Below are 18,518 nucleotides of genomic sequence, written 5' to 3'. Positions count from 1 at the left end.
CATCACACATTGTGCCCGTTGGCCCCGAGCTCAAGGAGAGTAGGCCCATGACATCGGTAGAGATCCCACCGCACCTGTTCACCCAGATCGATCACGTCGGTCTCGCCGTCGCCGACCTGGATGCGGCGATCGACTTCTACGAGAAGACCTTCGGCATGAAGCTCGCCCACCGCGAGACCAACGAGGAGCAGGGTGTCGAGGAGGCGATGATCGCGATCGGCGACTCCGACAACAAGCTCCAGCTGCTCGCGCCGCTCAACGAGAACAGCACCATCGCCAAGTTCCTCGACCGCAACGGCCCCGGCATGCAGCAGCTCGCCTACCGGGTCACCGACGTGGAGCAGGTCTCGGCGATCCTCAAGGAGCGCGGCGTACGTCTTCTGTACGACGCACCGCGACGCGGCACCGCCGACTCCCGGATCAACTTCATCCACCCCAAGGACGCCGGCGGCGTCCTGGTCGAGCTCGTCGAGCCGGCCGCCGACGCCGCCCACTGATCCCGAGGACCCACCACGGCACGTGAACGATCCAAGAGTCATGTGTCACATCAGGCTGGCCATTGCGGTTACTCACCAGTAATGTCCAGCGAACTAGAGTCAACCGCGACCCCTACGACGACGCAGGAGCCGACCATGCAACACATCCTCGACGCGATTCTCGCCGGCGATACGCCCGGCGAGGAGTTTGCGAACCTCGAGATCCCCGACCACTACCGTGCCGCAACCGTCCACAAGGACGAGGTCGACATGTTCGAGGGCGTCGCGACCAAGGAGAAGGACCCGCGCAAGTCCCTCCACGTCGAGGACGTCGCCCTGCCCGAGCTCGGTCCGGGCGAGGCCTTCGTCGCGGTGATGGCCTCGGCGATCAACTACAACACCGTGTGGACCTCGATCTTCGAGCCGGTCTCCACCTTCGGGTTCCTGGAGCGCTACGGCAAGGAGTCCGAGCTCGGCGCCCGCCACAACCTCGACTACCACATCGTCGGCTCCGACCTGTCCGGCGTCGTGCTGGCCGTGGGCGCGGGCGTGACCAAGTGGAAGCCCGGCGACCGCGTCGTGGCCCACTGCCTCTCGGTCGAGCTCGAGGCCCCCGACGGCCACAACGACACGATGATGGACCCCTCCCAGCGCATCTGGGGCTTCGAGACCAACTTCGGTGGCCTCGCCGACGTGGCGATGGTCAAGGCCAACCAGCTCATGCCGAAGCCCGAGCACCTGACCTGGGAGGAGGCCGCCTCCCCGGGCCTCGTCAACTGCACCGCCTACCGCCAGCTCGTCTCCGCCAACGGCGGCAACATGAAGCAGGGCGACAACGTCCTGATCTGGGGCGCCTCCGGCGGCCTCGGTGGCTTCGCGACGCAGTACGCCCTCAACGGCGGCGCCAACCCGGTCTGCGTGGTCTCCAACGAGGAGAAGGCCAAGATCGTGCGCAACATGGGCGCCGAGATGGTCATCAACCGCTCCGAGATGGACTTCAAGTTCTGGAACGAAGAGGGCACCAAGCAGAACCCGAAGGAGTGGCTGCGCCTGGGCAAGGCCATCCGCGAGCTCACCGGCGGCGAGGACATCGACATCGTCTTCGAGCACCCGGGCCGCGAGACCTTCGGCGCGAGCGTGTTCGTCACCCGCAAGGGCGGCACCATCACCACGTGCGCGTCGACCTCGGGCTACATGCACGAGTACGACAACCGCTACCTGTGGATGAACCTCAAGAAGATCATCTCCAGCCACTTCGCGAACTACCGCGAGTCGTGGGAGGCCAACCGCCTCATCGCCCAGGGCAAGATCCACCCGACCCTGTCGCGGACCTACACCCTCGAAGAGGTCGGGCAGGCCTCTCTCGACGTCCACCACAACAAGCACCAGGGCAAGGTCGGCGTGCTCTGCCTGGCTCCCGAGGAGGGCCTCGGCGTCCTCGACGAGGAGAAGCGCGCGGCTCACATCGACAAGATCAACCTCTTCCGCGGAATCTGAGACGTCGAGTCCGGGTAAATAGCCCATTTGAGACTGGATTCACGGCCGGTCTCCCCTTGCGCGAGGGGTGACCGGCCGTAGTCTTGCCCTTTGGGAGCAGAGGGCAAGACACAAACCCCCCTAAAGTGTGAGGAATCCGCCACAAATGACGAATGAGGGACTATCCATCTTCAACGAGGCTTCAGAGCCTCGGAAGAAGCCCGACCAGGACTCGACGGAGACGCAGGTTCTCCCACGGGTTCCTGGCGCTTCCGGATCGCCCAGCTCCGGCCACAACTCGGCTCCACCGGCTCCAGGCTCACTCCCAGCCTTCCCGGTCGTGCGGCGTGGCGGATACGACCCCGGCACGGTGAACGCGCGGGTGCAGCAGCTGCTCCAGGCCAACGGCCAGGGTCAGTCGGCGTTGCGCAACGCCCAGCGCCGCATCGCCGAGCTCGAGCGCAAGGTCGCCGACCTCAAGGCTGCTGCCACCCAGGGCAACGAAGCCCCCTCCTACGCCTCCCTGGGTGGTCGCGCGAGCGCGATGCTCCGGCTGGCCGAGGAGGAGGCCGCCGCGGTCAAGGAGTCCGCCGAGAAGGAGGCCGCGGTCATCCGCGAGGCCGCCCAGCGTGAGGCTGCCGCGACCAAGGCGTCCGCCCAGCGCGACATCGAGGCGCTGCGTACGACGCACTACAAGGAGATCGACGATCACCGCGAGAAGGTGACCTCGGAGGTCCAGCAGGCCCGCAAGATGGTGCAGGCCGAGAGCGACGAGCTGCTCGCCGCCGCCAAGCGCGAGGCCGACCAGATCCGGCTCGCCGTGCAGCAGGAGGTCACCCAGCTGCGTACGTCGACCCAGCGTGAGGTCGAGAAGGCACGCGCCGGCGCGGACCGTGAGGTCCAGGAGGCCCGGCGGATGCTCGCCGTCGAGCGCGAGCGCCTCGCCCGCGAGGCCGCCGACCACCACGACCAGGCGATGGCCGAGACCTCTCGCATCGTGACCGAGGGCGAGACCCGCGCCGCGGATGCCGAGGAGCGCGCCCGGATCGCCGCCCAGCACGTCGCCGACCAGCGCGCCGAGCTGGCCAAGGAGTCCGAGGGGATCATCGCTCGCGCCCGCCGCGACGCCGAGGCGATCCTGTCCAAGGCTCGCGCCGAGGCCGACCACCTCGCGTCCACCGCGACCGTCGAGGCCGAGAAGGGCCACGCGATCATCAAGGCCGAGGTCGACCGTCTCACCAAGCGTCGCGACGCGATCGCCGCTCAGCTCTCCTCGCTCACCGACCTGGTCTCCGGGTTCGGCAAGACCGAGGACCCGGCTGAGCTGGAGGCACCGAAGCCGATCACCGACGACGAGGACATCGTCGACGGCGAGCTGGTGGTCGATGAGAGCGTCACCCTGGTCGACTCGGACGACGACCTCGACGACGACTACGACGACTACGACGAGCCCTCCGAGAAGACCGCTATCCGCGAGCCCGAGACTGCGACCGAGAGCCGGTGAGCGGGACCGCTGCCGACCGTCCTGCGGACGGTCCGGAGACGACGTCTGCCCAGACCGACTCCACCGACGACGCGACGGTCGACAGCGAGGCCGCGATCGACGTCGAGGAGCCGGAGCCTGAAGAGAGCGAGCGCGACAAGAAGTTCGGCAAGCCCGGACCGCCGTTCGACAGGAGGTCGCCCTACCTGTTCGGGCTTCTCCTCGGCCTCGGCCTGCTGACGGCCTACGCAGCGAGCAACCTCCTCACCACGATGGGGAGCGTGATCCTCCAGGTGGTGGTCTCGCTCTTCATCGCTGCCGGGATCAACCCGATGGTGGTGTTCCTGCAGCGGCGTGGCTTCCCGCGGCCGTGGGCGGTCCTGAGCGTCATCCTCGGCGTGCTGGGCGCTCTCGCGCTCTTCTTCGTGGCACTCGTGCCGGTGATCAGCGACCAGGTCGCCAAGATCTCTGCCAACGTTCCCGACTGGATCGACGAGCTTCAGCGCAACCAGCGCATCCAGCAGTTCAACGAGGACTACCAGATCCTCGACAAGGTGCAGGACTACGTCGCCAGCGGCGACTTCGTCAGCAGTGCCTTCGGCGGAGCGCTCGGCGTGGGCCTGGCGGTGATCAACGTGCTCGTCACGGGCTTCATCGTCATCGTCCTGACGCTCTACTTCATCGCCGCCTACGACCAGACGAAGAACGCCATCTATCGTCTCGCCCCGGCCTCGCGCCGCGAGCGGGTCAGCAAGCTCGGTGACCGGGTCTTCGAGGGCATCGGAGGCTATGTCTCCGGGGCGTTCATCGTCGCGCTGTGCGCCGGTCTGTCCACCCTGGTGCTGCTCTTCATCATCGGGATGGGCGAGTACGCGGTCGCTCTGGCCTTCGTCGTCATGATCACCGACGTGATCCCGATGATCGGGGCCACCATCGGCGCGATCATCGTCTGCGCGATCACCTTCGCGACGACCGACCTGAAGACCGGCCTCATCGCGGTGATCTTCTACATCGCCTACCAGCAGTTCGAGAACTATGTCGTCTATCCGCGGGTCATGTCCCGCTCGGTCGACATCCCCGGTGTCATCACGGTGATCGCGGCCCTCATCGGTGCCTCGCTCCTCGGTGTCGTCGGCGCCCTGCTGGCGATCCCGACGGCCGCCGCCATCCTGATGCTGATCCGTGAGGTCTACGTCAGGGCCCAGGACGAGCGCTAGTTCCAACCATCTGTGAAGCGCCGCACGCAGCTGATGCGTGCGGCGCTTCGCTTTCTCAGGCGGCGGTCGTCGACTGCTCTCCCTGCTGGACCGCGATGATGCCGGCCAGCACGACCAGCCCGCCGATGAGCTGAATCAGCCCGGGGGCCTCGCCCAGCAGCAGCCAGGCGACGACGACGGCCGAGACGACCTCGAGAAGCCCCACGAAGGACGAGAGCCGCGAACCGAGGGTGCGGGTGGCGGCGATGCCGGTGGCGTACGCGACCGAGCAGGTCAGCACGCCGAGGCCGATCAGCGGGCCCCACCACGGCATCTCCAGGCCCGCCAGGACCACCGGCGTGGTCTCCATCGCGAACGGGATGGCTCCGACCAGGCAGAGCAGCGCGAGCAGGACAGTGGCGCCGGTCAGGCCGAGCCAGGCCAGCGCGAGCGGCGGCAGCGTGGTGCTGGAGTGGGCGTTGAGCACGTAGTAGCCGGCCAGACCGACGGCGGCCGCGGAGCCCCACATGATGCCGAACGGGTGCACGTTCGCGCCGCTGACCAGGTCGAGGACGAGCACGAGCCCGGCGATCGCGACCAGCGCGCCGACCATCGTCAGCCGCGAGGGCCGCTCGCCGTGCCGCAGCCACATCCAGGCGACGACGAGCACCACCCCCATGTACTCCAGCAGGAGCGCCGGCCCGACCGCCATCCACTGCACCGCCGAGAAGAAGGCGAACTGCGGCACCACGATGGCCAGCAGTGCGTACGCCACCACGACCCGCCAGCTCGTGGCCACACCCCGCCACCGGCCGGCGAGCGCGCGCAGCGCGAAGGGGGCCAGCACCACCGCGCCGATGCCGACGCGGAAGACCAGCACCCCGCCCGTCGACCAGCCGGTGTCGAAGAGGCCGCGTCCCAGCGGGCCCGAGAGACTGAACGTGACCGCCGAGACGACCGCCATGAGCAGCCCGGCCGCCACCAGCGGCGTCTTCTGCGTGCTCTGCGGCACCGCCTCGTCATTGGTCAAAGTCGTCATGACACATGACAATCCCACCGACGCGGTAATGTGTCAACATGGTTTTCACCCATGACACCGACGTAGGCCTCCAGGCAGCCGCGGCGCTGGCGAACACCCTCGCCCTCTCCCCCGGCTCGGTCGACGAGCTGGAGACCGTGGCGGCCCTCGACGAGCTCTTCCTGACGTACGACTACACGGGGAGGCACGACCGCGACCGCGCCGAGCTCGACGAGGTCCGCGCCCTCCGCGTCCGGCTGCGCGATCTGCTCACCGCCGAGCTCGACGAGGCCGTGCGGCTGACCAACGAGATGCTCGCCGAGCACAGCGCGACTCCTCAGCTGGTCCGCCACACGAACTACGACTGGCACATCCACGCCACCGAGCCCGACGCGCCGCTGGCCACGAGGATCGCCGTCGAGACCGCGATGGCCATGGTCGACGTCATCCGCGCCGGCGAGCTGTCCCGGCTCTCGATCTGCGCCGACGACGGTTGTGCCGGAGTGGTCGTCGACCTCTCCCGCAACCGCTCCAAGCGCTACTGCTCGCCGACCTGCACCAACCGCAACGCGGTTGCGGCTTACCGCGAACGTCAGGCGAGCACGAAGTAGCGCAGGGCGACGTAGACCCAGGCGACGGCAAGGGTCACGATCGTGACCACGATGCCGTACCTGGTGAACTTCCAGAAGCTGATCGGGTGGCCAGCCTTCGCGGCGAGGCCGAGCACCACCACGTTGGCACCGGCGGCGACCGCGGTCGTGTTGCCACCGAGGTCGGCACCGAAGACGAGGGCCCACCACAGCGGGCTGTCGGCGCCCGAGGAAGGCGTCGCGGCGACCATCTCCTCCACGATCGGCACCATCGCCGCCGTGTAGGGGATGTTGTCGACGAACCCGCCCACGATCGCCGAGCCGATCATCAGCCCGGTCACCCCGGCGAGCTCGTTGTCGCCCATCAGCTCGGCGGCGTACGTACCGAGGGACCCGATCACACCGACCTCGACCAGTCCACCGACCAGCACGAACAGCGCCATGAAGAAGGCCAGGGTCGACCACTCGACCTCCTCCAGGAACGCCTCCGTCTGCGTCCGGGAGACGACCACCATCGCGCCGGCGCCGAGCATGGCGACCAGCGACGGGTCCAGGTGGAGCTCGGTGTGCAGACCGAAGGCGAGCATCACCAGGGCCAGAACGGCCAGGCAGCGGTAGAGCAGTCCGCGGTCCGGGATCGCCGAGGCGGGCGGCTCGATCAGTCCGTCCAGGTCGACCCGGCCACGGAAGTCACGCCGGAAGAGCACCCGGACCAGCCCGATCAGGACGACCAGCAGGATCAGGCACAGTGGCAGCGAGTGGATCAGGAAGTCGTCGAAGGTCAGGTTGGCCCGGCTGGCCACGATGATGTTGGGCGGGTCGGCGATCAGGGTCGAGGTGCCGCCGACGTTGGCGGCCAGGATGAGCGAGATCAGGTAGGGCATCGGGCGCAGGCCCAGCCGCTCGCAGACCGACAGGGTCACCGGCGTGACGAGCAGCACGGTGGTCACGTTGTCGAGGATCGGCGAGAGGGCCGCGGTGACCAGGATCAGCAGCGTCGCCAGGCGCGCCGGGCGGCCGCCGGAGTGCTTGACCGCCCACAGCGCGAGGAACTCGAACAGGCCCGTCTGTTTGAGGACACCGACGATCACCATCATCCCGAAGAGCAGGAAGATGACGTCCCAGTCGACCCCCGTCTCATGACTGAAGAAGGCCGACTCGGCATCGATGATCCCGAGCGCGACCATCGCGGCGACGCCACCCAGGGCGGCAGCGACGCGGTGGACGCGCTCGGTGGCGATGAGGCCGTAGGTGACGATGAAGACGGCCACCGCTGCGTACACGATCATGCGTTGAGCTCCATGCCATCGACCCTCCGTTACCGGAGACCTGATCCGAATGGGTGCTGCCACCCATAAGTCCTGACCAGAGGACATGTCAGGGTTGATGCATGAGTCATCTACCGCTCTACTGGCGGGTCTGCCTGACCAACGGCACCGTCTTTTGCGTCGGCACCCTGGTCCTGGCGCTGTCCCCGGTCCGGGTCTCCGAGCGCGTCCTGGCCTCGGAGGCGGTGGTGCTCGCGGTCGGGCTGGTGGTGATGGCGACCCTCAACGCGCTCCTGCTGGTGCGCAGCCTGGCGCCGATCGACCGGGTGATCCGCACGATGGACTCGGTCGACCATCTCTCCCCCGACCAGCGCCTGTCGACCCCCGGCAAGGGGGCCGGCGCCCGTCTGGTGGCCAGCTACAACGCGATGCTCGACCGGCTGGAGACCGAGCGGAGCACCAGCAACGCCAAGGCGCTCGCCGCGCAGGAGGCGGAGCGGCACCGGATCGCCCAGGAGCTCCACGACGAGGTGGGACAGTCGCTCACCGTCGTACTCCTGGGGCTCAAGGGACTGGAGCGACAGGTGCCGGAGGAGGTGCGCCCCGAGCTCGCCGCCGTCCGCGAGTCCGCGCGCACCGGCATCGACGACGTACGCCGCGTGGCCCGCCAGCTGCGGCCGGGCGTGCTCGAGGACCTCGGCCTGCACGCCGCCCTGGCCTCGCTGGCCACCGACGTCGGCGCCCTGGGCCGCACCACCGTACGCCGCACCATCGGCCGTGGGCTTCCCGAGCTTCCCCAGGACCGCGAGCTGGTGATCTACCGGGTCGCCCAGGAGGCGCTCACCAACGTCGTACGCCACGCCCACGCAGCCACCGCCGAGCTCTCCCTGTGCAAGATCGGCGACAAGGTCGTCCTCACCGTCTCCGACGACGGCCGCGGCAGCGCCGCCCTCGTTCCCGGCGCCGGGATCAGCGGCATGCGGGAGCGGGCCCTGCTCGTCGGTGCCGACCTGAGCGTGACCAGCACCCCCGGCCGCGGCACCACCGTCCGGCTGGAGGTGCCGCTGTGACTCCCACGCCCGCGAAGATCCGGATCCTGCTGGCCGACGACCACACCCTCGTACGCCGCGGGGTCCGCCTCATCCTCGACGCCGAACCGGACCTCGAGGTGGTCGCCGAGGCCGCCGACGGAGCCGAGGCCGTCGCGGCACTGCGCGACGTCGAGGTCGACCTGGTGATCCTCGACGTCGCCATGCCCCGCATGACCGGGCTGCAGGCCGCGCGCACGATCGCCCGGATGCGTACGCCTCCGAAGATGCTGATGCTCTCGATGCACGACAACGAGCAGTACTTCTTCGAGGCGCTCAAGGTCGGCGCCAGCGGGTACGTCCTCAAGTCGGTCGCCGACGAGGACCTGGTCAAGGCGTGCCGCACCGCTATTCGGGGGCAAGCCTTCGTCTATCCCGGGGCGATGAGTGCCCTGGTCCGCGACTATCTGGACCGCCTCAACCGTGGCGAGAGCCTGCCGCGTACGGTGCTGACCGAGCGCGAGGACGAGGTGCTCAAGCTCATCGCCGAGGGCCATTCGACCCGGGAGATCGCCCGCGAGCTGACGATCTCCTACAAGACCGTCGAGCGGCACCGCGAGAACATCCTCGCCAAGCTGGGCCTCCGCGATCGCACCCAGGTCACGCGATATGCCATCAGAGCAGGTCTCATCGAGCCCTGAGATGGCCTACCGTCGAAGGATGGACCCACGGCTCGACGCGGACCTCGCCGGGATGACCGATCTCCTCGACGCGGTCCAGGACTACGCACAGGAGAACCTCGCCGGACTCGGCGACAGGCCGGTGACCTCTCCCTTCCGGCCGCCCTCCGTCGAGCGGCTACCGGCCCGGGGCGTAGGCGGCCAGGCCGCTCTGCGCCACTTCGAGACCCGCTGGGCGCCGGGCCTCTCGGCGAGCGCCGGCCCCCGCTACCTGGGCTTCGTCACCGGCGGGGCGACCCCTGCCGCGGTCGCCGGCGACTGGCTGACCTCGGTCTTCGACCAGAACACCATCACGGTCCAGGACTCCGCCGCCAGCGACCTGGAGCGTGAGACGGTGCGCTGGGTCCTCGACCTGCTGGACCTTCCCAGCGACTTCAGCGGAGCGTTCGTCACCGGCGCGACGATGTCCAACCTCACCGGCCTGGCACTGGCGCGCGAGTGGCTCGGCGACCGGCTCGGGGTGTCAGTCTCGACCGAGGGCGTCGCGGCGCTCGGTCCGGTCGTCGTGCTCTCCGGCGCCGCCCACTCCACCGTCTCCAAGGCGCTCTCCGTGCTCGGCCTGGGTCGCGACAGCCTCCAGTCGGTCGCCCTCCTCCCCGACCGCGATGCGGTCGACGTCGACGCGTTGCGGACCGCGCTGCGCGAGCAGGACGGTCGCCCCGCGATCGTCGTGGCCAACGCCGGCACCGTGAACTCCGGCGACTTCGACGACCTGGACGCCATCGCCGACCTCCGCGACGAGTTCCCGTTCTGGCTGCACGTCGACGGCGCGTTCGGGGCGTTCGCCGCCCTCTCCCCCGCGCACGCCCACCTCGTCGCCGGCCTCTCCCGAGCCGACTCGATCTGCGTCGACCTGCACAAGTGGCTCAACGTCCCCTACGACTCCGCGATCCAGCTCAGCCGCCACCAGGACCTCCAGGCCCGGGTCTTCAGCAACGCCTCGGCCTACATCGGCGTCCCCGGCGCGTCCCCCGACTTCGTACACCTCACCCCCGAGAGCTCCCGGCGCCTACGCGCCCTGCCGGCATGGTTCACCCTGTACGCCTACGGCCGCGACGGCCACCGCGAGATCGTCGAGCGCACCATCGCCCTGGCTCGCCGCGCCGGGCGGCTGCTCGCCGAGATCGACGGCGTGGAGCTGCTCGCCCCGGTCCGGCTCAACATCGTCTGCCTGAAGGTCCCCGGCGATCCCGCCGAGCTCGCCCGCCGTGTCGCCGATACCGGCGTGACCTTCATGACGCCCACGGTCCTCCACGGCATCCCCGCCCTGCGGTTGGCGTTCAGCAACTGGCGTACGTCCGAGGCGGATGTGGACCAGATCGTCGAGGTGTTCCGGCGACTCTTGTCGGGCAGCTAGCCCACGAGGCGGCCGCGAGCACGAAGGTCACTCTGCCCAGCGCCCCAGGACTCAGGCGCCGAACTCCCGGGCGCGCAGCCGCGCCAGGTGGGCGTGCACCAGCGGGAGCACCGACGCCCCCTCGCCGCTCGCGGAGGCGACCCGCTTCATGGACCCGGCGCGGACGTCACCGACGGCGAAGACGCCCGGCACCGTCGTCTCCAGGCTCGCCGGCGGGTTCCCGTCGACCCACGCCTCGCGAGGTACGTCGCGACCGGTCAGGACGAACCCGTTGTCGTCGAGCGCCACGCCCTCCGCCAACCACGAACAATCGGGTTCCGCTCCGAGCAGGCAGAAGAGGCCGTCGGCGGTCGTCTTGGCGTGCTCACCGGTGTCGAGGTCCTCCAGCAGCAGCCACCCCAGCCGACCCTCGCCCCCGCCGTCGGTGACGACGGTCCGGGGCCGGACCCGGATGTTCGACGTCGCATCGATCTCACGCGTCAGATAGGCCGACATGGTCTCCGCGAGGTCGTGTCGCCGGACCAGGATCGTCACCGTGCTCGCGAACTTGGCGAGGTGGATGGCCGCCTGCCCGGCCGAGTTGCCCCCACCGATCACGAAGACGTCACGGCCCTGCATCTCGCGCGCCATCGACGTCGCGGCGCCGTAGTACACGCCCGCTCCCACCAAGTCGTCCACGGCGGGCACCCCGAGCCGCCGATAGGTCACGCCCATGGCGAGGACGACCGTGCGGGCGCAGAACTGCGCGCCGCGCACGTGCACGTGCTGGTGCTCGGGCTCGTCGACCGGACCGGGTTCGATCCCGGTCGCCGGCCGTCCGGTGAAGAAGCGCGCGCCGAACCGGCTTGCCTGGATGCGGGATCGCTGAGCGAGGCGCATGCCCGAGATGCCGCGTGGGAAGCCGAGGTAGTTGCGGATCATCGAGCTCGACCCCGCCTGGCCGCCGATCGCGTCGCGCTCCACGACGACCGTCGCCAAGCCCTCCGACGCGGCATAGACGGCCGCCGCGAGGCCTGCGGGACCGCCGCCCACGATGGCCACGTCGGCGATCACGCCCTCGGGGATCTCGTCGAACCCGCCATAGATGGCCTCGGCGGCCGTCGCCGCCGTCGCCCCGGAGACCACGCGACCCGTGAAGGTGCGGACCAGGGGCAGCCTTGCCCCCGGGCCCGCCTCCTCGATGAGCTCCTGCGCCTCGTCGTCGCTCGGCTCGAGCGCGCGATGCGGGAAGCCCATGCGGTCCAGCAGGTCGCGGACCGCCGCCGCGGCGCGGTCGCCCGGCTCGGCCACGACGTCGGTCACGGTCACCAGGGGCCTGCCCACCGACCATCCCCACTCCGAGAGCAGCTCGATCAGCGCAGTGTGGAACTCCTCGTCCCGCGGAGCCCGCGGAATGAGTACGAAGGTGTCCATCTCCCGCTCGAGCGCCGCCGCACGCAGATCGTCGAGAGCTTCGGAGAAGTCCTCCCACGAGACCAGCGCGACACGGCGCGCCGTCGCCACTACGGCCGGCACCTGGCGCAGGAACTCGATCGAGGTGCCCTCGTCGAGCAGGTGCTCGGCCGCGATCATCGCGATCTGCGCGCCCTCGGCCACCAGTCCGCGTGTCCGGTCGAGACCCGCGGCGAAACCCACGACAGGCTCGATCCGGTAGTCACGGTCGTACCGTGCCCTGAACTCCTGCTCGATGACGTCGGCGTGCTCGCCGCCGACCAGCACGATGACCGGCTTGTCACGCTCCATGCCGCACAGCGTAGACGCGGACGTGTCTCAGTCGCCGACGAACTGACGCAGGGCCGCGAGGAAGGTCTCCGGCTTCTCGGAGTGGACCCAGTGTCCGGCGCCCTTGATCGTCACCTTGCGGTAGCGCGGGAACCACTCCTTCATCACAGGCGCGTACTCGTCGGTGACGTAGTTCGACAGCTCGCCGGCCACCCACAGCACGGGCCCGTCGTACGGCTCGTACGCCTTCAGCTCCTCGGCCGGCCAGGCGCCGATTCGGTCGAGGTCGCGGCCTAGGACGGGAAGGTTCATGGACCAGCGCCAGCTGTCGCCGTCACGGCGCAGGTTCTGCAGCAGAAAGCCACGCACGGTCGCGTCGGGGACCGCCTCCTGCATCCCGGCGTCGGCCTCCTCGCGGCGGGTGATGCGGTCGAGGTCGAGGCTCTGCATGGCGTCGACGTACGTCTTGAAGCCACCGACGCGCTCGTAGACGACCGGGGACATGTCGGCCACGACGAGCTTCGCGACCAGCTCGGGGCGGGTGATCGCGAGCAACATCGCCACCTTGCCGCCCATCGAGTGGCCGACCACGGTCGCGGGGTCGTCGGCCGAGAGCAGCTCGGCGACGGCCGCGGTCACCTCGAGGTAGTCGAAGGTGTCAGGCTGCGGGGAGCGACCGTGGTGAGGCAGGTCGACGAGCGTGACCCGATGCTTGTCGGCGAGCTGCTTGCCGAGCGTGTTCCAGTTGCGTCCCTGGCCGAAGAGTCCGTGCAGGAAGACGACACGACTTCCGGCGTCGCCGAGCTCGAGCGTATGAAGTGGTGGCACCGGGGAAGCGTACAAACTCAGAAGTCGAAGCCGTCGAACATGTCCCCGATGCCGTCGCCGATCCCGCCGAACATGTCGCCCATGCCCTCACCGATGCCGCCGATCGCGTCACCCATGCCCTCACCGATCTCACCGAAGGCATCGAAGCCGCCGAACGCGCTGAACATCAGCCCGGCGAACATCCAGTCCATCGGCGAGAAGGCGCCGAAGTAGCCGGCGGCGTAGGGCCGGTAGGCCGGACCACCCTGCCAGTAGGGAACGCGCTCGTTGCCGACCATCACCTTGCGGGTGTCGGGCTCCGCGCCGACCTTGACACGCTCGGCGTCGAGCGCACAGGCGGGTACGTCACGAGTGGTGCCGCCCGGCGGCGCCCAGGCCACGTCCTCGACCGAGAGCCCGTGGCGGGGGTCGAAGAAGCACGGCGGGCGGCGCTTCGGCAGCGGCTCGCCGGCGACGCGGGCCTTGACGCACGCGACCGCGTAGCGGCCGTCCTCGACGATCGTCGTGATCTGCTTGACGTCGTCGGGCACGGTCATCTTGTCGACGGTGCGCTTGGCCGTCTCGTATTCGTCCAGCGCGCGCTGGTAGTCGGCGTTGGCGCCCTCGTCGAGCTCCTTGCCGGCCATGTCCAGGTCGAGCTTCTGCAGCTCTTCACCGAAGGCGGTCACGTCCTCGAAGGCGAGCTGCTTGACCGGCTCGAGGTCAGCGCGCTGCTTTTCCAGCGCTCGCGCCTGCGAACGCTTGCTGGTCACTACCACGGTCCCGATCACCGCGACGACGATGAGAAGTGCGATCAGAAGTCCCACGTCTTTCAGCGTACTGCCACGGTGGTCGGGCCGGGAGTGACCTCAATTCTTCAGCTGTAGTCGCGGAAGCCCTTGCCGGTCTTGCGGCCGAGGTAGCCCGCGGTGACCAGGTGCTCCAGCAGCGGCGCGGGCGCGAAGCCCGGCTCGCGGAACTCCAGGTAGAGCTCGCGCTCGATGGCCAGCGAGACGTCGTTGCCGACCACGTCGAGCAGCTCGAACGGACCCATCGGCAGCGCACAGCCGAGCTTCATCGCGGTGTCGATGTCGTCGGCGGTCGCGTAGTGACCCTCGAGCATCTTGACCGCGTCGTTGAGGTAGGGGAAGAGCAGCGCGTTGACGATGAAGCCGGCCCGGTCTCCGCACGAGACCGGCGACTTGCCGACCTCCTTGCAGAGGGCGCGGACGGTCTCGGAGACCTCCTCGTCCGTGGTGACGGTGGAGACGACTTCGACGAGCTTCATCACCGGCGCCGGGTTGAAGAAGTGCATCCCGACGACGTCGGACGGGCGCTTGGTCACCTTGGCCAGCTCGATGACCGGCAGGCTCGAGGTGGTGGTCGCCAGGATCGCGCCCGGCTTGCAGATGTCGTCGAGGTTCTCGAAGAGCGTGGTCTTGATGGCCAGGTCCTCGGCGATCGCCTCCACGACGATGTCGACGTCGGCCAGGTCGTCCAGCGAGGTCGTGCCGGTTAGCCGGCCGAGGATCTCCGGCTTCGCCGACTCCTCCAGCTTGCCCCGTCCGATCGCCTTGTCGAGGCTCTTGGTGATCCGGGCCGCGACACCGTCGACCTTGTCAGGGCTCCGCCCGACGTACGTCACGTCGTAGCCGCCCTTGGCGAAGACCTCGACGATCCCGGAGGCCATCGTGCCGGTGCCGACGACACCGACCTTCGAGATCGGGCGGCGCAGCTCGTGGGTGGCGTCGGCGCTCGGGGTCAGCGCGTCCGGGACGACGACGGGCGAGTCGGCCGCTTCGTAGGTGTAGAAGCCGCGGCCCGACTTCCGCCCGAGCATCCCGGCGGTGACCATCTGCTTGAGGATCGGTGCGGGGGCGTGCAGCCGGTCGCGACCCTGGCGGTACATCGTGTCGAGGATCTCGTAGGAGGTGTCCAGGCCGATCAGGTCCAGCAGCGCCAGCGGACCCATCGGGTAGCCGCACCCCAGCCGCATCGCGGTGTCGATGTCCTCGCGGGTGGCGTAGTGGCCCTCGAACATCGAGACCGCGTGGTTCAGGTAGCCGAAGAGCAGCGCGTTGGCGATGAACCCGGCCCGGTCGCCGCAGACCACCGGCGACTTGCCGACCTTGCCGACGACCTCGCGCACATCCTCGAGCACGTCCGGCTCGGTCACCACGGTGCGTACGATCTCGACGAACTTCTGCACCGGGGCAGGGTTGAAGAAGTGAACGCCGACGACGCGCCCGGGGTGGTTCGAGGCAGTCGAGATCTCGGTCACCGACAGCGACGAGGTGTTGGTCGCCAGGATCGTCTCGGGAGCCACGATCTCGTCGAGGGTGGCGAGGATGGACTTCTTCAGCTCCAGCGACTCCACGACCGCCTCGACGACCATGTCGACGTCCTTGAGCGCCGTGGGGTCGGTGGCGAAGGAGATCCGGCCGAGCAGCGCCTCCTGCTCCTCCTCGCTGAGCTTTCCGCGCTTGACCGCGCGACCCGTCGAGTGCGCCAGGTGGGCCTTGCCACGCTCGAGGCCCTCCTCGTCCCGCTCCACCCCGACCACGGTGAACCCGTTGCGGGCGAACACCTCCGCGATCCCGGCACCCATGGTGCCCAGGCCGACGACTCCGACTGTCTCGATCGTGCGCTCACTCATGCCCCGCATCCTGCCATGGGGTGACGTTCGGCACGCCGGTGATGCCGCTAGATTCGGGCGCTGTGACCGACCAGACCCAGGCCGCCGAACGCATCGAGGCCGAACGCATCGACGCCGAGCGGATCATCCCCGCCTCCCCCGCCGACATCTTCGCCGTTCTCACCGACCCCGACGGCCATGTGGCCATCGACGCCGCCGGCATGCTCCAGTCCGCGGAGGGATCGCCGGTGGGCGCGGTCGGCGACCGGTTCGTCGTCCACATGGACCGCGAGGCCCTCGGCGACTACCCGATGGGCAAGTACGACGTCACCGTGATCATCACCGGGTTCGAGCCCGGCAGGGCGATCGAGTGGACCATCGACGGCACCATCAAGCCGCCGATCGGCCACCGCTTCGGCTACGAGCTCGAGCAGCTCGATTCCGGCGACACCCGCGTCACCTCGTACTGCGACTGGTCCACCGCCCTCCCCGAGTGGAAGCCGATCTTCCCGGTGATCGACCAGAAGTCGATCCGGGCGACCCTGGGGATCCTGGAACGAGCCGTACGCCGCGGCTACCCCCGCCCCTGACCGAGGCGTCACCCCCGCAGGCCGAGGCGTCACTCGCGCGAATCGAGCCGGCACCGAAGTGCCGACTCGATTCGCGTAGGTGACGCCTCGGCCGACGTACGTGACTTCTCGGCCGGGCCGGGATCAGTAGGTGTGGAAGCCCTCGCCGGTCTTGCGGCCCAGCTTGCCTTCCTGGACCTTCTCGACCAGGAGGGCGGCGGGGTCGAAACCGGGCTCGCCGAACTCGTTGCGGAGCTCGTTCTGGATGGCGAGGGAGACGTCGTTGCCGACCACGTCGAGGAGCTCGAAGGGCCCCATCGGGAAGCCCGCGGTCTCCTTGATCGCGGCGTCGATCTCGGCGATGGCGACGCCGGACTCGTGCAGCTTGACCGCGTCGTTGAGGTAGGGGAACAGCAGCGCGTTGACGATGAAGCCGGAGCGGTCGCCGCAGGAGACCGGGACCTTCTTGACCGCGGTGGACAGCGCGCGCACGGTCTCGTCGACCTCGGGCGAGGTGAGGTCGGTGGTGACCACCTCTACCAGCTTCATCACCGGCGCGGGGTTGAAGAAGTGCATCCCGATGACGTCACCGGGACGCGCGGTGACCTTGGCGAGCTCGGTGATCGGCATCGAGCTGGTGGTGGTGGCCAGGATGGCACCGGGCTTGGCGATCCGGTCGAGATCCTTGAAGAGCTCGGTCTTGACCTCGAGGTCCTCCGCGATGCCCTCGACGATCAGGTCGGCCTCGCCGAGATCCTCGCGCGAGGTGGTGCCGGTGAGGCGGCCGAGCACCGCGGCCTTGGTCTCCTCGTCCGAGCGGCCCTTCGCGATGGCCTTGTCGAGCGACTTGGTGATGCCGGCGACGACCCCGTCGAGCTTCTCCTGGGAGCGGCCGACGAAGACGACGTCGTACCCGGCCTGGGCGAAGACCTGGACGATGCCCGAGGCCATCGTGCCGGTGCCGACCACGCCGATCTTCTCGATCGTGTGGCGCAGCTCCGGAGCCTTTGCGTGGTCCCCGGCCACCGCGGCGAACGTCCCGGCCTCGCCGGCGACCGTGGTGAGCAGGTCGGCGGGCTTGTGCAGGTTGTCGCCGGTCTCCTCGAAGCGGGCGAGCAGCGCGTCGCGTACGGCGGCGGCGCCGATCTCGTCGGCCGTGGCCAGCGGTCCCTGGGGGTAGCCGCAGCCGAAGCACATGGCGTTGTCGATGTCGGTGGCGGTGGCGTAGCCCGACTCGAGCATGCGAATGGCGTGGTTGAGGTAGGGCAGCACGAGCACGTCGTGGATGGAACCCTGGGTCGAAACCGTCATGCGACGGAAGACTGCCAAATTTATTACCCATGAGTAACCCCTGGTGGCGTGACGCTGCTCACATGGGGCCATGCGATACGTTCTCCCGGTGAGACTCGTCGTTGCCACCTGCCAGGTCGACTACGCGGGGCGGCTCACCGCCCACCTTCCGATGGCCACCAGGGTGTTGATGCTCAAGGCCGACGGATCGGTGCTGGTCCACTCCGACGGGGGCTCCTACAAGCCCCTCAACTGGATGTCGCCGCCCTGCACCCTCTCGGAGGGCAAGTCCGAGGACGGCCGCGTCGAGTGGACCGTCACCTCCAAGACGGATGACACCCTGCGGATCCTGATCGACGAGATCCACCACGAGACGTCGCACGACCTCGGGATCGACCCCGGCCTGCAGAAGGACGGCGTCGAGAAGCACCTCCAGGAGCTCCTCGCCGACCACCCGGCGACGCTGGGCGAGGGCCTGACCCTCGTACGCCGGGAGTACCCGACCGCGATCGGGCCGGTCGATCTGATGTGCCGCGACGCCGACGGGAAGTCGGTCGCGGTCGAGATCAAGCGGCGCGGTGAGATCGACGGCGTCGAGCAGCTGACCCGCTATCTCGAGCTGCTCAACCGCGACCCGCTGCTGGCCCCGGTACGCGGCATCTTCGCCGCTCAGGCGATCAAGCCCCAGGCCCGCGTGCTGGCCGAAGATCGCGGTATCACCTGCGCAATCGTCGACTACGACGCACTCCGCGGCCTCGACGATCCGACCGAGAGACTCTTCTGACCAACAGTTGGTGCACGGTCGGGCAAGTTCACGCCGGTGAAACACCATTCCTTACCTTTGAGTAGGGACGGCGTGACAA

The 18,518-nt window shown here is 68.9% G+C and carries 17 protein-coding genes; 10 read left to right on the top strand and 7 right to left on the bottom strand.

Annotation, left to right across the window (positions count from 1 at the left end; genetic code table 11):
• Positions 1-47 precede the first annotated feature (47 nt).
• From mce to ACFX43_RS21920, 4 genes are all read left to right on the top strand, one after another.
• Entirely contained in the window at positions 48-497 is a 450-nt protein-coding gene (gene mce / locus ACFX43_RS21935) for a methylmalonyl-CoA epimerase (RefSeq protein WP_350837934.1), read from the top strand.
• A gap of 135 nt (positions 498-632) precedes the next feature.
• Positions 633-1,973 carry a crotonyl-CoA carboxylase/reductase gene (gene ccrA / locus ACFX43_RS21930; RefSeq protein WP_355226219.1) on the top strand — a complete coding sequence of 447 codons (1,341 nt, stop codon included), beginning with the start codon at positions 633-635 and terminating at the stop codon, positions 1,971-1,973.
• A gap of 319 nt (positions 1,974-2,292) precedes the next feature.
• Positions 2,293-3,456: a hypothetical protein gene (locus ACFX43_RS21925; protein WP_378834781.1), complete on the top strand. Its 1,164-nt coding sequence runs from the start codon at positions 2,293-2,295 to the stop codon at positions 3,454-3,456.
• Positions 3,453-4,652, top strand: a complete 1,200-nt coding sequence (locus tag ACFX43_RS21920; protein ID WP_378834777.1) for an AI-2E family transporter — start codon at positions 3,453-3,455, stop codon at positions 4,650-4,652. The genes ACFX43_RS21925 and ACFX43_RS21920 overlap by 4 nt, the downstream gene beginning before the upstream one ends.
• A 55-nt stretch (positions 4,653-4,707) precedes the next feature.
• Here ACFX43_RS21920 and ACFX43_RS21915 read toward each other — a convergent pair whose 3' ends face one another.
• A complete protein-coding gene (locus tag ACFX43_RS21915) occupies positions 4,708-5,670 on the bottom strand; it encodes a DMT family transporter (protein ID WP_378834774.1) in 963 nt (320 codons plus the stop codon).
• A gap of 38 nt (positions 5,671-5,708) precedes the next feature.
• On the opposite strand from ACFX43_RS21915, the gene ACFX43_RS21910 reads away from it, so the two are divergent.
• Positions 5,709-6,260 carry a CGNR zinc finger domain-containing protein gene (locus ACFX43_RS21910; protein ID WP_378834768.1) on the top strand — a complete coding sequence of 184 codons (552 nt, stop codon included), beginning with the start codon at positions 5,709-5,711 and terminating at the stop codon, positions 6,258-6,260.
• Here ACFX43_RS21910 and ACFX43_RS21905 read toward each other — a convergent pair.
• On the bottom strand, positions 6,242-7,528 hold the full coding sequence (locus ACFX43_RS21905; protein WP_378834764.1) for an SLC13 family permease: 1,287 nt from the start codon (positions 7,526-7,528) through the stop codon (positions 6,242-6,244). The genes ACFX43_RS21910 and ACFX43_RS21905 overlap by 19 nt on opposite strands.
• Positions 7,529-7,629: 101 nt before the next feature.
• Between ACFX43_RS21905 and ACFX43_RS21900 the strand changes: the two genes are divergently transcribed.
• Genes ACFX43_RS21900 through ACFX43_RS21890 form a run of 3 tightly spaced genes read left to right on the top strand, consistent with a single transcriptional unit; the run spans position 7,630 to position 10,632 of the window.
• Positions 7,630-8,577: a sensor histidine kinase gene (locus tag ACFX43_RS21900; RefSeq protein ID WP_378834761.1), complete on the top strand. Its 948-nt coding sequence runs from the start codon at positions 7,630-7,632 to the stop codon at positions 8,575-8,577.
• Positions 8,574-9,236 (top strand): response regulator transcription factor, encoded by a 663-nt coding sequence (locus ACFX43_RS21895; protein WP_141803142.1) that lies wholly within the window; start codon positions 8,574-8,576, stop codon positions 9,234-9,236. Before ACFX43_RS21900 ends, ACFX43_RS21895 begins: the two co-directional genes overlap by 4 nt.
• Before the next feature lie 19 nt (positions 9,237-9,255).
• A complete protein-coding gene (locus tag ACFX43_RS21890; RefSeq protein WP_378834754.1) occupies positions 9,256-10,632 on the top strand; it encodes a pyridoxal phosphate-dependent decarboxylase family protein in 1,377 nt (458 codons plus the stop codon).
• A 51-nt stretch (positions 10,633-10,683) separates the two neighbouring features.
• On the opposite strand, the gene ACFX43_RS21885 is transcribed toward ACFX43_RS21890, so the two are convergent.
• The 4 genes from ACFX43_RS21885 to ACFX43_RS21870 are packed head-to-tail and all read right to left on the bottom strand — an operon-like array spanning position 10,684 to position 15,817.
• Positions 10,684-12,375 (bottom strand): FAD-dependent oxidoreductase, encoded by a 1,692-nt coding sequence (locus ACFX43_RS21885; RefSeq protein WP_378834752.1) that lies wholly within the window; start codon positions 12,373-12,375, stop codon positions 10,684-10,686.
• A gap of 27 nt (positions 12,376-12,402) precedes the next feature.
• Positions 12,403-13,182, bottom strand: a complete 780-nt coding sequence (locus ACFX43_RS21880; protein WP_378834749.1) for an alpha/beta fold hydrolase — start codon at positions 13,180-13,182, stop codon at positions 12,403-12,405.
• Between the two features lie 17 nt (positions 13,183-13,199).
• On the bottom strand, positions 13,200-13,988 hold the full coding sequence (locus tag ACFX43_RS21875; protein ID WP_378834745.1) for a hypothetical protein: 789 nt from the start codon (positions 13,986-13,988) through the stop codon (positions 13,200-13,202).
• Positions 13,989-14,038: 50 nt separating this feature from the next.
• Positions 14,039-15,817, bottom strand: a complete 1,779-nt coding sequence (locus ACFX43_RS21870) for a 3-hydroxyacyl-CoA dehydrogenase family protein (RefSeq protein ID WP_378834742.1) — start codon at positions 15,815-15,817, stop codon at positions 14,039-14,041.
• A 62-nt stretch (positions 15,818-15,879) separates the two neighbouring features.
• On the opposite strand from ACFX43_RS21870, the gene ACFX43_RS21865 reads away from it, so the two are divergent.
• The gene (locus ACFX43_RS21865) at positions 15,880-16,386 is read left to right on the top strand and encodes a polyketide cyclase (RefSeq protein ID WP_378834738.1); all 507 of its coding nucleotides are present in this window, start codon (positions 15,880-15,882) and stop codon (positions 16,384-16,386) included.
• 123 nt (positions 16,387-16,509) lie between these two features.
• Here the strand turns inward: ACFX43_RS21865 and ACFX43_RS21860 are convergent, their stop codons facing one another.
• A complete protein-coding gene (locus ACFX43_RS21860; protein WP_378834735.1) occupies positions 16,510-17,676 on the bottom strand; it encodes a 3-hydroxyacyl-CoA dehydrogenase NAD-binding domain-containing protein in 1,167 nt (388 codons plus the stop codon).
• 88 nt (positions 17,677-17,764) lie between these two features.
• On the opposite strand from ACFX43_RS21860, the gene nucS reads away from it, so the two are divergent.
• Entirely contained in the window at positions 17,765-18,439 is a 675-nt protein-coding gene (gene nucS, locus ACFX43_RS21855; protein ID WP_008362169.1) for an endonuclease NucS, read from the top strand.
• Positions 18,440-18,518 lie beyond the last annotated feature (79 nt).

Origin of the sequence: Nocardioides sp. YIM B13467, from assembly GCF_042788075.1 — a bacterium.
Lineage (GTDB): Bacteria > Actinomycetota > Actinomycetes > Propionibacteriales > Nocardioidaceae > Nocardioides.
The sequence above is the reverse complement of the archived record's forward strand: the minus strand, read 5'-3'. Positions and strand labels throughout refer to the sequence as shown.